The organism is Nonomuraea sp. NPDC050733 (assembly GCF_040654215.1).
Classification (GTDB): domain Bacteria; phylum Actinomycetota; class Actinomycetes; order Streptosporangiales; family Streptosporangiaceae; genus Nonomuraea.
The window spans coordinates 152602-166779 of the sequence record NZ_JBFAHO010000002.1 but is presented as its reverse complement, the minus strand read 5'-3'; the positions used below and the strand labels follow the sequence as shown (position 1 = coordinate 166779).

Here is a 14178-nt window from a genome sequence, read left to right as displayed (position 1 = left end):
ATGAAGCGCGGCGATTGGGGCAACTTCCACCATTGTCAGTTCTCCCGGGGACACGGGAGGTCTATCCACTGCTGCCCGCAATTTACATGCAAGGATCGTTCTTGCCCCGGAAGCCTCCGGCGGTACCGAGTGTGCCGTCGCAACCTCGAAATGCGCGATGATCGGAAGAATTCCCATCACGGACATCCACCCCGTCGTCGACTGCGGGCAGTGGCCCGCCAAGGCGGTCGCCGGCGAGACCTTCCAGGTCTCGGCGACCGTGTTCCGAGAAGGTCACGATGCCGTGGCCGCGGGCGTGGTGTTCACCGCGCCCGACGGGCAGCGTGACCGCCTGAGACCGATGCGCGAGCTGGCCCCCGGCACCGACCGGTGGGGGGTCGAGGTGAGCCTGCCCACCGAGGGCGAGTGGCTCTTCCGCCTGGAGGCGTGGAGCGACCCTGTCGCGACCTGGCTGCACGACGCGGAGATCAAGATCCCGCGCGGCCTGGACGCCGATCTGATGTGCGAGGAGGGGGCCCGGCTGTTCGAGCGGGCCGCCCGCGGCGTGCGGCAGGCCGACTGTCCGGCACCCGGCGGCCGCACGGCGCCGCAGGCCAGGAACGGGCACATCCCGGCCGACCCGGCCAAGGCCGCCGCGCGCGCGGCGGCCAGGCAGGGATCACTCAAGGAGACGTCCCGGGAGCAGGGGACGGGCGCGAGCGCTTGCGGGCACCGGGCGGCGCTGCTCGCCATCGCGTCCACGCTGCGCGACGACGAGCTGGACCCACGGGCACGGCTCGCGATCGCCCAGCTCCCCGAGACGGCGGCGCTGCTGGAGGCGCACCCGCTGCGCGACATGGTCACCCGGTCCCGGCCGAGGAAGATCAGGATCGATCGGCGCAGAGCCCTGTACGGCTCGTGGTACGAGTTCTTCCCGCGGTCGGAGGGCGCGGTCGCCGACGAGTCCGGCGTCAGCCAGTCCGGGAACTTCCTGACGGCGGCCAAGCGGCTGCCCGCCGTCGCCAAGATGGGCTTCGACGTCGTCTATCTGCCGCCGATCCACCCGATCGGCCGGACGTTCCGCAAGGGGCGCAACAACTCGCTCAGCCCGGAGCCCGACGAGCCGGGCTCGCCGTGGGCGATCGGCTCGGAGGAGGGCGGGCACGACGCGGTCCACCCGGACCTCGGCACGCTGGAGGACTTCGACGCGTTCGTCGCCCGCACCCGCGAGCTGGGCATGGAGGTCGCGCTCGACCTGGCGCTCCAGTGCTCCCCCGACCACCCGTGGGTCAAGGAGCATCCGGAGTGGTTCACGATCCGCGCCGACGGCACGATCGCGTACGCCGAGAACCCGCCGAAGAAGTACCAGGACATCTACCCGATCAACTTCGACAAGGACCCCGAGGGCATCTTCGCCGAGGTCAAGCGGGTGGTCCGGCACTGGATGAACCACGGCGTGCGGATCTTCCGGGTGGACAACCCGCACACCAAGCCGGTGGGCTTCTGGGAGCGGCTGCTGGCCGACATCCACCAGACCGACCCGGACGTGCTGTTCCTGGCCGAGGCGTTCACCCGGCCGGCGATGCTCCAGACGCTGGCCAAGGTGGGCTTCCACCAGTCGTACACGTACTTCACGTGGAAGAACTCCAAGGAGGACGTGGAGTCCTACCTGTCGGAGCTGGCCCAGGACACGTCGTACTTCCTGCGGCCCAACCTGTTCGTCAACACGCCGGACATCCTGCATGAGTACCTCCAGCACGGAGGGCTTCCCGCGTTCAAGATCCGGGCCGTGCTGGCCGCGCTGACCTCGCCGACCTGGGGCGTGTATTCCGGGTACGAACTCGGAGAAAACATTCCAGTTCGCCCGGGGAGTGAAGAATATCTCAATAGCGAGAAATATCAGTACAGACCTCGCGATTGGGATGCGGCGGAGCGCGAAGGTCGCACTCTCGCCCCGTTCATCACGCACCTTAATTTGTTCCGAAGAGCCCATCCCGCACTGCAGGAATTGCGTAACCTACGGTTCCACCGGGTCGACCAGCCGGACACCGTCTGCTTCTCCAAGCGGCTCCCGGGCGCCTACGACCCCGCCACACGAAGGCACGGGCTGGGCGATGTCGTCCTGGCCGTCGTCAACCTCGATCCGCACCACACCCACGAGGCGACGGTCGAGCTGGACATGCCCGCGCTCGGCCTCGACTGGAACGCGGAGTTCCTGGTGGACGACGAACTGTCCGGCGAGTCGTATCGTTGGCGACAGAGGAATTATGTCCGCCTCGATCCCCATATCCATCCTGCCCACATCTTCACCGTTCGAGCCGCGCCACGGTAGACCAGAATTCAGCGGGGAGTCTTCAACGTGTGTGTTAGCGCCTCCCTCATGAGCCCGCCAAGGGAGGGCTCATGAGCTCCACACCCATACCCAACCCCTACGACGAGGAGAAGCCTCGCGACCCGTACTGGTACAAGCGCGCGGTCTTCTACGAGGTCCTGATCCGAGGCTTCTCCGACTCCAACGGAGACGGCACGGGCGACATCAAGGGCCTGATCGGCAAGCTCGACTATCTCCAGTGGCTCGGCGTCGACTGCCTGTGGCTGCTGCCGCTGTACGAGTCGCCGCTGCGTGACGGCGGGTATGACATCGCCGACTTCATGAAGATCCTCCCGGAGTTCGGCGATCTGGGCGACTTCGTGAAGCTGGTCGACGAGGCCCACAAGCGCGGCATGCGCGTCATCGCCGACCTGGTCATGAACCACACCAGCGACGCCCATCCGTGGTTCCAGGCGTCCCGGCACGATCCGGAGGGTCCGTTCGGCGACTTCTACGTCTGGGCCGACGACGACTCCGGCTACTCCGACGCGCGGATCATCTTCATCGACACCGAGACCTCCAACTGGACCTACGACCCGGTGCGCGGCCAGTACTACTGGCACCGGTTCTTCCACCACCAGCCCGACCTCAACTACGAGAACCCGGCCGTGCAGGACGCGATGCTGGAGGTCCTGCGCTTCTGGCTCGACCTCGGCATCGACGGGTTCCGGCTGGACGCGGTCCCCTACCTGTTCGAGGAGGAGGGCACCAACTGCGAGAACCTCCCCCGGACCCACGAGTACCTCAAGCGCGTCCGGGCCGAGGTGGACCGCCTCTACCCCGACAGCGTCCTGCTGGCCGAGGCCAACCAGTGGCCCTCGGACGTCGTGGACTACTTCGGCGACCCGGTCGGCGGCGGCGACGAGTGCCACATGGCGTTCCACTTCCCGCTGATGCCGCGCATCTTCATGGCCGTGCGCCGGGAGTCGCGCTACCCCATCTCCGAGATCCTGGCCCAGACCCCCAAGATCCCCGAGAACTGCCAGTGGGGCATCTTCCTCCGCAACCACGACGAGCTTACGCTCGAGATGGTCACGGACGAGGAACGCGACTACATGTACGCCGAGTACGCCAAGGACCCGCGCATGCGCGCCAACGTCGGCATCCGCCGGCGCCTGGCGCCGCTGCTGGAGAACGACCGCAACCAGATCGAGCTGTTCACCGCGCTGCTCCTGTCGCTGCCCGGCTCGCCGGTGCTCTACTACGGCGACGAGATCGGCATGGGCGACAACATCTGGCTGGGCGACCGCGACGGCGTGCGCACCCCCATGCAGTGGGACCCCGACCGCAACGCCGGGTTCTCCGACTGCGACCCGGGGCGGCTCTACCTGCCGGTGATCATGGACCCGATCTACGGCTACCAGGGTCTCAACGTCGAGGCGCAGCAGAAGAACGGCGGCTCGCTGCTGCACTGGACCCGGCGCATGATCGAGATCCGCAAGCGCCACCCGGTGTTCGGGCTCGGCGAGTTCATCGAGCTCAACTCCTCCAACCCGAGCGTCCTGGCGTTCGTCCGCGAGCTGGGCGACGACCGGATGCTGTGTGTCAACAACCTGTCCCGCTTCCCCCAGCCGGTGGAGCTCGACCTGCGGAGATTCGTCGGCGTCTCGCCTGTCGAGACGATGGGCGGGGTCCCATTCCCACCAATTGGCGAGCTTCCGTATCTTTTGACGCTTCCTGGGCATGGGTTCTACTGGTTCACCCTCCCGCCGGCAGCCACCCAGGAGGAATAAGACGTGCTTGAGGAGCTCCTTGCCGCATGGATCGGTCGTCAACGATGGTTCGGCGGCAAGGGGCGCCCGATCGACAGAGTGTCGATCGACTCCGACGCCACGATCGAGGCCGGTGACCCCGGCCTGCGTCACCTGATCGTGTCGGTGTGGCAGGAAGGCACGCGCGACCGCTACCAACTGCTCCTCGGCATGCGCTCCGACCTGCCCGAACGGCTCTCGCACGCGCTGATCGGCAGCTACGGCCCGTACACCTTCGCCGAGGGGCCCTCCCGCTCCGACTGGTACGCCTACGACGCCGTCCACGACCACGAGCTCACCCCGTGGCTCCTCGACTGCATGGGCCGCGACTGCGACTGGGAGACGGTGCGCTTCCGCCACCTCCCGGACCTCGAGATCGACACCTCCCTGCGCAGCCTCGTGCTGGGCGCCGAGCAGTCCAACACCTCGCTCGTGTACGGCGACGCGTACATCTGCAAGCTGTTCCGCCGGCTCGTCCCCGGGATCAACCCCGAGCTGGAGATCGTCACCGCGCTCGCCGAGCGGCAGGCGCCGCACATCGCCCAGCCGTACGGATGGGTGGAGACCGACCTCGACGGCGTCCCGACGACGCTGGCGTTCATGCAGGAGTTCCTGTCGAACGCCAACGACGGCTGGGACCTCGCGCTCACCAGCGTCCGCGACTTCTACGCCACCGTGTCCGGCGTCAGCGCGGCCGACGCGGGCGGCGACTTCGCCGCCGAGTCCTGCCGGCTCGGCGCGGCCACCGCGCGCGTCCACCACGAGCTGGCCGAGGCGTTCCCCACCGACGTCATCGAGACGCACGAGGTCAAGCGGATGGCCGAGGGCTTCAGGCAGCGGCTCGGCCGGGCCGTGGCGGAGGCGCCGGAGCTGCGCGAGCATGTCGGCGCGATCGAGGCCGTCTACCACCGGGTCCAGGAGCTGACCACCGAGGTGCCCGTGCAGCGGGTCCACGGCGACTACCACCTCGGCCAGGTGATGCGCACCAACACCGACTGGGTGGTGCTGGACTTCGAGGGCGAGCCGGGGCAGCCGCTGGCCGAGCGCACGGCGCTGTCGTCGCCGCTGCGGGACGTGGCGGGGATGCTCCGCTCGTTCGACTACGCGGCCAGGCACCTGCTGGCCGGGCGGCCCGACGCCGCGTCGCTGGAGCCCAAGGCGGAGGAGTGGGCCGCCCGCAACCGGGCCGCCTTCCTCGACGGCTACACCGACGGCGGCGGGAGCATCTCGACCGGTGACGCGGCCCTGCTGCGGGCCTTCGAGATGGCCAAGGCGGTCTACGAGGTCGTCTATGAGGCCCGCAACCGGCCCACGTGGATCGGCATCCCGCTGGCCGCCTTCCGCCGCACCGGCCTCTGACGCGTCAGCTCCGTGTGGCGCTTCTCCCCGTGGCGCGTCAGCGCAGTTCCTCGATGAGGCCGGACAGGCCCTCCGCGCCGTGGCCGCGCGCCACCCGCCGGTCGATGATCTCCTTCATCGGCAGCAGCAGGTCCGGGCGGACCCCCTGCTCCTCGAAGGCGACGACCAGGTTGGCCACGCCCACCCGGTTGACCTCCAGGTTGGAGACCTCGGTCGCGTAGTCGCCGCTCTCGACCTCCTCGGCCCAGCGCGGCTGGAGCGAGGCCATCGCGTGCAGCCACGGCACGAGCAGCGACTCGGTGAACTCCCGCACCGGCCGCTTCTCGGCGGCGATCAGCGCCGCCGCCTCCAGGAACCCGGCGATCTGGCCGTACATGCCGGTGAGCATGGCCAGGTCGTACAGCGGCGCGAGGCCCGGGTCCTCGCCCAGGTAACGGGGCTCGGCCAGCGGCTTGAGCGCGTCCTCGTACCGGTCGAAGGCGGCCGGGGAGCCGCTGTAGAGGATCAGCGCGCCGGGCCCTCCGATCATCTGCGGGACGGCCATGATGCCGCCGTCCAGGTACTCGCCGCCGCGCTCCACCACCCAGCCGCCGGTGTCGCGGGCCTCGGTGGGGCGGCCGTTGGTGAGGTTCAGCACCGTACGGCCCGCCAGGTCGGCACCGTCGAGGATCTCCCGGGCGGCCTCGTAGTCGAGCACGCAGACGATCACCAGCGAGGCGGACGCGACGGCCTCGGCGGGGGTGGCGGCACCGGTGGCGCCCTTGGCGGTCAGGGGATCGGCCTTGGCGGCCGAGCGGTTCCAGACGGTGACGCGGTGGCCGGCGGTGAGCAGGGTCTCGGCCAGGGCGGTGCCCATGAGGCCGAGGCCAAGAACCGCAATATTCTCCGACATTTCAGGATTCCTTATGGTGTGGGGACGACGGGAATCCACGGTGCCGGACCGGGGTTATGGTGCCGTTCGGAGAGCGTTATGGGGGGCTGATGCGGTTCGGGGTGTTGGGCCCTCTGGCGGTGTGGGCGCCCGGCGGCGAGCCCGTCCAGGTGCCCGAGCTGAAGGTCCGCACGCTCCTGGCCGACCTGCTGGCGCACCGGGGCACCCCCGTCTCCGCCGACCGGCTCATCCTCGACCTGTGGGGCGACCGCCCTCCCGCCGGCGCGCCGGCCGCGCTGCGCGTCAAGGTGTCGCAGCTGCGCCGCGTCCTCGGCGACCGTGACCTGATCGTCCACCAGGGACGGGGCTACGTGTTGCGAACCGGCGGAGCGCTCGACGTGGACGCCGACCGGTTCGCGGCCCTCCTGGACCACGCCCGGCGCGGCGGCGGCCTCCCGGAGCGCCGGGCACTGCTGACCGAGGCGCTGGCGCTCTGGCGCGGCCCCGCGTACGCCGGCCACGGCGACGAGGAGTTCGCCCGCGCCGAGATCGCCCGGCTGGAGGAGCAGCGGCTGGTGGCGCTGGAGGAGCTGGCCGAGACGCGGCTCGCGCTGGGCGAGCACGGCCCCCTGGCCGCCGACCTCGCGGGCCCGGTCGCCGAGCACCCGCTGCGCGAGCGCCTGCGGGCCGCCCAGGTGCGCGCCCTGTACGGGGCCGGACGGCAGGGCGAGGCGCTGGCCAGCTACGCCGACCTGCGTACCCGGCTCGCGGACGAGCTGGGAATCGACCCGGGGCCGGAGCTGGTGACGCTGCACCAGGCCATCCTGGAGCGCGATCCGGCCCTGGAGCCCCCTCCCCGTCCCTCGCCGCCTCCGTCCCTGAGCCTTTCCCCGTCCCCGTCTGCTCTCTCCCCGTCACCGTCCTCGGCCCCGTTCCCGGCTCCCGCGAACCTGCCGGCTCCGCTGACCCCGCTGGTCGGCCGGGGCGGGGCGGTGGCCGAGGTGCGCGCCCTGCTGGACGCGCACCGGCTGGTCACGCTCAACGGACCGGGCGGCGTCGGCAAGACGCGACTGGCGCTGGAGGTGGCCGCGGACCCCGGCCGGCCGTTCCCGGGCGGTGTGTGGCTGGTCGAGCTGGCCGCCTCCGCGCCCGCCACGACGCCCACGTCCGCGCCCGGCGGGACGGCGGAGGCGGCGCCCGGTGGGGTGGCCGAGGCGGTGGCCGCGACGCTGGGACTGCGGGACGACCTGCCGGGGTCGCTGACGGATCGGCTCACGGACCGGCTGGCGGCGGCGCCGGGGACCGGCGAGACGCTGCTCGTGCTGGACAACTGCGAGCACGTGGTGGAGGAGGTCGCCGAGCTGGCCGGGCGTCTGCTGGGCGCCGCCCACGGGCTGCGGGTCCTCGCCACCAGCCAGGAGTCCCTGCGCGTCTCCGGCGAGGCGCTGTGGAGCGTCCCCCCGCTGAGCGTGGAGGCCGCCGTCGAGCTGCTGACGTCCCGGGCCGGCATCCCGCCCGCCGGCGAGGAGCCCGGACGCGGCGCGCTCGTGGAGATCTGCGAGCGGCTCGACGGCATCCCGCTGGCCCTGGAGCTGGCCGCCACCCGGCTACGGGCGCTCACGCCCCGCCAGCTCGCCGACCGCCTCGACGACCGGTTCCGGGTGCTCGCCCCCGGCCTGCGCGGCGGCCCGGCCCGGCAGCGGACGCTCCGCGCCATGATCGACTGGAGTTGGGAGCTGCTCGGCGAGCAGGAGCGGGTGGTGCTGCGCCGGCTCGCCGTCCACGCCGGCGGCTGCACGCTGGAGTCCGCCGAGGCGGTCTGTGGTGAGCCCGGCCTGGACGTGCTCGGCCCGCTGGCCCGCCTGGTGGACCGGTCGCTGGTGGTGCGATCGGCGGACGGCAGGTACCGGCTGCTGGAGTCGGTGGCCGCCTACTGCCTGGACCGGCTGGCTGAGGCCGGTGAGCTGGACGCCGTCCGGCTCCGGCACGCCCGCCACTACGCCGAGCTGGCCGAGCGCGCCGAGCCGTACCTGCGCGGGCACGAGCAGCGCCGCGTCCTCACACTGCTCGACGCCGAGAGCGCCAACGTCCGCGCCGCCATCGAGCACGCCGTACGGCTCGGCGCGGCCGACGAGGCGATCCGGCCGGCGAACGCCATGGCCTGGTACTGGGTGCTGCGCGGCAGGCTGGGCGAGGGCCGCCGAGCCCTGGAGACCGCACTGTCCGTCCCCGCGTCCGCCCCGACCCCGGCCGGCCCCGCGCCATCCGCTCCTTACCCGCCGGGCTCCGGTGGGGCGCGGGCGCGGCTCTGGCTGGACGGGCTGGAGGCGCTGGCCGGGCGGCCCCGGCCGGTCGACGCCGGCCTGTTCGAGGCGGTCACCGACCCGGCGGAGCGGGCCATGGCGCTCTGGTTCGCCGGGTTCGCGCTGTTCGGCTTCGACGACTCGTCCATCAGCATGGGGCTGATCGAGTCGGCGCTGGCCGGCTTCGAGGCCCTGGGTGACGGGTGGGGCACGGCCGCCGCGCTGATCGTCCGGGCCAGAGGAGCGGGCATGCGGGGCGACCTCGCGGCGCTCCGGCACGACGGCGAGCGCGGCCTGGCGCTCTTCCGCGAGGCCGGCGACAGATGGGGCGAGATGCGGGCCGCGGAGAATCTCGGCACCCTGGCCGAGATCACCGGCGGCTACGCGCACGCCGCCGAGCTGCGGCGCGACGGGCTGCGGATGGCCGAGGAGCTGGGCCTGTGGGGCGCGGCCTGCGACGCCCTGTCGCGGCTCGGCCGGATCGCCATGCTGACCGGCGACCACGCCCGGGCCGAGGACTACCACGGCCGGGCCAGGGCACTGGCCGTGGCGCAGTCCAACCGGCCCGCCGAGGAGTTCGCCGAGATCGGCCTGGCGCTGGGGGCCCGCAGGCAGGGCCGGCTGGACGAGGCGGAGCGGCTGCTCCGCAAGTGGATCGCCTGGGTGCGCGAGGTGTCGGGCGCGCCCGGGGAGGCGCTGATCCTGTCCGAGCTGGGATTCGTCGCGGAGCTGCGTGGCGACGCGGCCGCCGCCCAGGAGCTCCACCTCGGGGCGCTCGCGGCGGCCCGGCACGTCGGCGACCCCCGCGCCACCGCGCTCGCCCTGGAGGGGCTGGCGGGCAGCCGCGCGCTCACCGAGGAGCACGAGGAGGCGGCGCGGCTGCTCGGCAAGGCCGCCGCGCTGCGCGAGTCCGCCGGGGCGCCGCTGCCGCCCGGTGAGCGCGGCGACGTGGACCGGATCACGGCGGCCGCCCGCGCCGCCCTCGGCGACGACGCCCTCGCCACGGCCCTGTCCCGCGGCACCCACGCCCCGCTGGACGCCGTGCTCCCCCAGCGCCTCTGACTCCGGCCCGTCTGGCGCGTCCGGCCCCGCTTCGTACCCGGGCCGGATCGTCGGTCAATCTCGCCGTTCCGCCACGGACCGCACTCCGGGCGATTACTCTTCGCAGGTGCTCGCAAACGAAGAGTAAAGGAGCCGGCATGCGCGGCGTGATTGTGCTCGCGGTCTCAGCAGGGGTCGTGGCGGCGATGACCGCCGCCGTTGTGCTGCTCCCCGGCGACGGCGCGCCGCTCACCGCGCGGGCGGCGCTGCCTGCGGTGGTCTCCCCCGCGCCCGGCGATCCCCTGTCCGACGAGGAGATCCGGCGGGCCGGCGACATCGCCACCTCCGCCGGCCCGCGGGCCCACTTCGCCGCCGGCCGGGCCGAGCTGCTCTACGTGGAGCGCGACGACGGCAAGGCCAGCGAGGGCACCCGGCGGGCCGAGGCCTACGTCTACGACTACGGCACCGACACGCTGACCGTCCGCACCGTGGATCTCGGCGAGGGCAAGGTGGTGCGCGAGGTCTCCGGCACCGGCACCCAGCCTCCCCCGTCCCACCGCGAGGAGACGCGCGCCGCCGAGCTGCTGCTCGCGCACCCGCGCCTCGGCGAGGGCGTCAGGACCGCCTACCGGCGGGCCGCCGGGAAGCCGCTCGGCTCCACGGCCGACCTGTGGCTCCGGGGGCTGATCTACACGGCACGGCGCGGGGCCTGCGCGACGCACCGGTGCGTGCGGCTGTTCGTACGGCTGCCGGACGGCACGTTCCTGGACACCAGCCGTGTCGTCGCCGACCTGTCCGCCAAGAAGGTTCAGATCCTGGAGTGGTGAGGTGTTCCTCCGTATCGCCCTCGCGGCCTTCGTCATCGCCGCGGCCCACGCCGCCCCGGTCCCGCGCGCCGTCCTGGCCTCGGCACAAGACTCCGTCCCGGCCTCGGCACAAGGTCCGGTCCCGGCCTCGGCGCCCGGCGGCGCGGCCTCGTGCGGCTCGCCGTACCTCGTCGACCGGACGCTGCCGAACGGCGCGCGCTGGCGGATGTGCTGGGAGATGCGCACGATCGAGGGCCTGACCCTGAACCACGTCGTCTACGTCCCCAAGGGCGGCGGTCCGCAGAGCGTGCTGCGCAGCGCGGCGCTCGCGCAGATCCACGTGCCGTACGACAGCGGCGAGCCGCGCTACCACGACCTGGGCTCGCTCGGCGAGTCCGCCGTCGCGCTGAACGCGGCCGACTGTCCGGGCGGCGAGCGGCGCGGCACGAAGGTGTGCGTCACCACCAGGGCGCGCGGCCACGCCCTGCTCAAGGACGGCTTCGGCGACGAGGAGCTGCGCAGGTCCCGGCAGGGGCAGGAGCTGGTGGTGCTGTCGGCCTACCAGGTGGGCTGGTACGCGTACGTCGCGGAGTGGGTGTTCGGCGACGACGGCTCCATCACCCCGCGCCTCGGCGCCACGGGGTCGCTGGCCGGCACGGTCACCACGCCGGGGCACGGCTGGCCGGTCGGCGTCGGGCGGCGGCACTTCGAGGAGTCCCACAGCCACAACGTGTTCTGGCGGCTGGACTTCGACGTCCACGGCGGCACCCGCGACGCCGTCGAGCAGTACGACTTCACGGGCACCGGGACGAAGCGGCGCTTCATGGTCCGCACCCGCTTCACCCACGAGACGAGCGCCGTCAACGCGCCCATGCGCTGGTGGCGCGTCCTCGACCCCAAGGCGCTCAACGCCGACCGGCACCCCGTGTCCTGGCAGATCGACAACCCCGACAGCTCCGAGTACCGCGGTCCGGCCGACGAGGCGTTCACCCGGGCCGACCTGTACGTCACGCAGTACCACGCGTGCGAGCGCCTGGCCACCCAGAACCCGCTGCCGCGCTGCCGTGACTCCGTCGACCGCTACGCGAACGGTGAGCGGCTGACGGACCCGGTGGCCTGGGTCAACGTCGACTTCCACCACGTGGCCCGCGACGAGGACGCCGACCCGATGCCCGTGCACTGGCAGGGCTTCCGCGTCACCCCGCGCGACGTCACGGCCAAGAACCCGACTCCCTGACCCGGCGTCCCTCGGACGGCCGGTGCCCGGACATACACCAGGTATTCCCAACTTTCGGTGATTGTCGCCGTGAAAGCGGGCAGTGGCTGGGATGGACGGTCGTCGTAGGGCAGGGTTGGGAGCATGCCGATGAGGACAGAGCTCGACCGCCTCGCGGGTGGGGCGCACCACGATCCCCACTCGATCCTGGGGGCGCACCCGGTGGCGGGTGGTGTGACGTTCCGCACCCTGCGCCCGCTGGCCGAGCGGGTGCGGGTGGTGCTGGAGGACGGAACGGCTCACGAGCTGAAACACCAGGCACATGGTGTGTTCGAGGGGACGGTGTCCGGGCTCGACAAGGTGCCCGCGTACACGTTGAGCGTCCAGTACCCCGGCGGGGAGCCGCACGAGGTCCGCGACCCGTACCGTCACTGGCCCACGCTGGGCGAGGTCGACCTGCACCTGATCGGCGAGGGACGGCACGAGCGGCTGTGGGAGGCCCTCGGCGCCCGCGTCATGCGTCACCAGGACGTCGACGGCACCGCGTTCGCCGTCTGGGCACCCAATGCGCGCGGCATCCGGGTCGTCGGCGACTTCAACCACTGGGACGGCACCGCCTACCCGATGCGCTCGCTGGGCCGTTCCGGGGTGTGGGAGCTGTTCATCCCGGGGGTGGAGCGGGGCGAGCGGTACAAGTTCCAGATCCTCGGCGCCGACGGCGTGTGGCGGGACAAGGCCGACCCGATGGCCCGGCGCACCGAGGTGCCGCCGCAGACGGCGTCGGTGGTGGAGCAGACCGCGTACGCCTGGGACGACGAGGCGTGGATGGGGCGGCGGCAGGAGGAGCAGCCGCAGCGCGGACCGATGAGCATCTACGAGGTGCACCTGGGCTCGTGGCGGCCCGGCCTGTCGTACCTGGAGCTCGCCGACCAGCTCGTCGAGTACGTGCTCGACATGGGGTTCACGCACGTGGAGCTGCTGCCGGTGGCCGAGCATCCGTTCGGCGGGTCGTGGGGCTACCAGGTGACGTCCTACTACGCGCCGACGGCGAGGTTCGGCACGCCCGACGAGTTCCGCCACCTGGTGGACCGGCTGCACCAGGCCGGCGTCGGTGTGCTGCTCGACTGGGTGCCCGCGCATTTCCCGATGGACGACTGGGCGCTCGCCCGCTTCGACGGCACCCCGCTGTACGAGCACGCCGACCCCAAGCGCGGCCTGCAGCCCGACTGGGGCACGTACGTCTTCGACTTCGGCCGCAGGGAGGTGCGCAACTTCCTGGTGGCCAACGCGCTGTACTGGCTGAAGGAGTTCCACATCGACGGGCTGCGGGTGGACGCCGTGGCCTCGATGCTGTACCTCGACTACTCGCGCCGCGAGGGCGAGTGGACGCCCAACATCTACGGCGGGCGCGAGAACCTCGACGCCGTCGAGTTCCTCAAGGAGATGAACGCCGTCGCCTACCGGGAGGCTCCGGGCATCTCGACCGTGGCGGAGGAGTCCACGGCCTGGCCTGGCGTGTCGCGGCCGGCCCACCTGGGCGGGCTCGGGTTCGGGTTCAAGTGGAACATGGGCTGGATGCACGACACGCTGGCCTACCTCCAGCACGAGCCGGTCTTCCGGCAGTACCACCACCACCAGCTGACGTTCTCGCTCATCTACGCCTACTCCGAGAACTACGTGCTGCCCCTGTCGCACGACGAGGTGGTGCACGGCAAGGGCTCGCTGATGGGCAAGATGCCGGGCGACGAGTGGCAGCGGTTCGCCCAGCTCAGGGCGCTGCTGGCGTTCATGTGGGCGCATCCGGGCAAGCAACTGCTGTTCATGGGCGGCGAGTTCGGCCAGGGCTCGGAGTGGTCGGAGGAGCGCGGGCTCGACTGGTGGGTGCTGGAGTTCGACGGGCACAAGGGCGTGCAGCAGCTCGTCCGCGACCTGAACGCGCGCTACCGCGAGACGCCCGCCCTGTGGGAGCTCGACACGGACCCCGCGGGCTTCCGGTGGATCGACGCCGACGACGCCTCGGGCAACACGTTCTCGTTCGTCCGCTACGCGGCTGACGGGTCCGCGCTGGCCTGCGTGGCCAACTTCAGCGGGGCGGCGCACGAGGACTACCGGCTCGGCCTGCCGTACGGCGGGCAGTGGGCCGAGGTGATCAACACCGACGCGTACGCCTACTGGGGCAGCGGGGTCGGCAACCTGGGCGCCGTGGAGGCGGCCGAGGACTCCTGGCACGGGCTGCCGTACTCGACCCGGCTGCGGGTGCCGCCGCTGGGCGTGGTGTGGCTGCTGAAGGAGGCGCCGGAGGCGTCGCCCGACGGGGAGGAGGCCGCGGCGCTCGACGAGAGCGCGCGGATCGAGGAGCAGGCCGCGGCGCTCGACCAGGCCGTGCGGGCGGAGGAGCGGCCCGAGACCTTGTGATCTCGTACGGGCCCGTCCGGGAGACCGGCCGGGCCCGAGGTCGTCGTTCCATGGCCGCCAGAGATC

General features: G+C 72.0%; 8 protein-coding genes. 7 read left to right on the top strand and 1 reads right to left on the bottom strand.

The genetic code is table 11. From position 1 onward, the window contains the following. Positions 1-157: 157 nt before the first annotated feature. The 3 genes from AB0H64_RS04435 to AB0H64_RS04425 all read left to right on the top strand — a co-directional run bounded on the left by AB0H64_RS04435 (position 158) and on the right by AB0H64_RS04425 (position 5460). Positions 158-2311, top strand: coding sequence for an alpha-1,4-glucan--maltose-1-phosphate maltosyltransferase (locus AB0H64_RS04435; protein ID WP_357620012.1), 2154 nt, complete (start codon positions 158-160; stop codon positions 2309-2311). A gap of 71 nt (positions 2312-2382) precedes the next feature. After that, positions 2383-4083, top strand: coding sequence for a maltose alpha-D-glucosyltransferase (gene treS / locus AB0H64_RS04430; RefSeq protein ID WP_357620010.1), 1701 nt, complete (start codon positions 2383-2385; stop codon positions 4081-4083). A 3-nt stretch (positions 4084-4086) separates the two neighbouring features. Beyond that, positions 4087-5460 (top strand): phosphotransferase, encoded by a 1374-nt coding sequence (locus AB0H64_RS04425; RefSeq protein ID WP_357620008.1) that lies wholly within the window; start codon positions 4087-4089, stop codon positions 5458-5460. A gap of 37 nt (positions 5461-5497) precedes the next feature. On the opposite strand, the gene AB0H64_RS04420 is transcribed toward AB0H64_RS04425, so the two are convergent. Continuing rightward, entirely contained in the window at positions 5498-6352 is an 855-nt protein-coding gene (locus AB0H64_RS04420; RefSeq protein WP_357620006.1) for an NAD(P)-binding domain-containing protein, read from the bottom strand. A gap of 89 nt (positions 6353-6441) precedes the next feature. Between AB0H64_RS04420 and AB0H64_RS04415 the strand changes: the two genes are divergently transcribed. From AB0H64_RS04415 to glgB, 4 genes are all read left to right on the top strand, one after another. Further along, complete coding sequence (locus tag AB0H64_RS04415) at positions 6442-9696, top strand: BTAD domain-containing putative transcriptional regulator (RefSeq protein ID WP_357620004.1); 3255 nt, start codon at positions 6442-6444, stop codon at positions 9694-9696. Positions 9697-9833: 137 nt separating this feature from the next. After that, on the top strand, positions 9834-10502 hold the full coding sequence (locus AB0H64_RS04410) for a hypothetical protein (protein WP_357620002.1): 669 nt from the start codon (positions 9834-9836) through the stop codon (positions 10500-10502). A gap of 1 nt (position 10503) precedes the next feature. Further along, positions 10504-11718 carry a copper amine oxidase gene (locus tag AB0H64_RS04405; RefSeq protein ID WP_357620000.1) on the top strand — a complete coding sequence of 405 codons (1215 nt, stop codon included), beginning with the start codon at positions 10504-10506 and terminating at the stop codon, positions 11716-11718. A 129-nt stretch (positions 11719-11847) separates the two neighbouring features. Then, positions 11848-14112 (top strand): 1,4-alpha-glucan branching protein GlgB, encoded by a 2265-nt coding sequence (gene glgB / locus AB0H64_RS04400; RefSeq protein WP_357619998.1) that lies wholly within the window; start codon positions 11848-11850, stop codon positions 14110-14112. Positions 14113-14178 lie beyond the last annotated feature (66 nt).

Coding starts and splice junctions, on each gene's coding strand:
- AB0H64_RS04435 (WP_357620012.1), top strand. CDS start 158: ATGATCGGAAGAATTCCCATCACGGACATCCACCCCGTCGTCGACTGC.
- glgB (WP_357619998.1), top strand. CDS start 11,848: ATGAGGACAGAGCTCGACCGCCTCGCGGGTGGGGCGCACCACGATCCC.
- treS (WP_357620010.1), top strand. CDS start 2,383: ATGAGCTCCACACCCATACCCAACCCCTACGACGAGGAGAAGCCTCGC.
- AB0H64_RS04415 (WP_357620004.1), top strand. CDS start 6,442: ATGCGGTTCGGGGTGTTGGGCCCTCTGGCGGTGTGGGCGCCCGGCGGC.
- AB0H64_RS04420 (WP_357620006.1), bottom strand. CDS start 6,352: ATGTCGGAGAATATTGCGGTTCTTGGCCTCGGCCTCATGGGCACCGCC.
- AB0H64_RS04410 (WP_357620002.1), top strand. CDS start 9,834: ATGCGCGGCGTGATTGTGCTCGCGGTCTCAGCAGGGGTCGTGGCGGCG.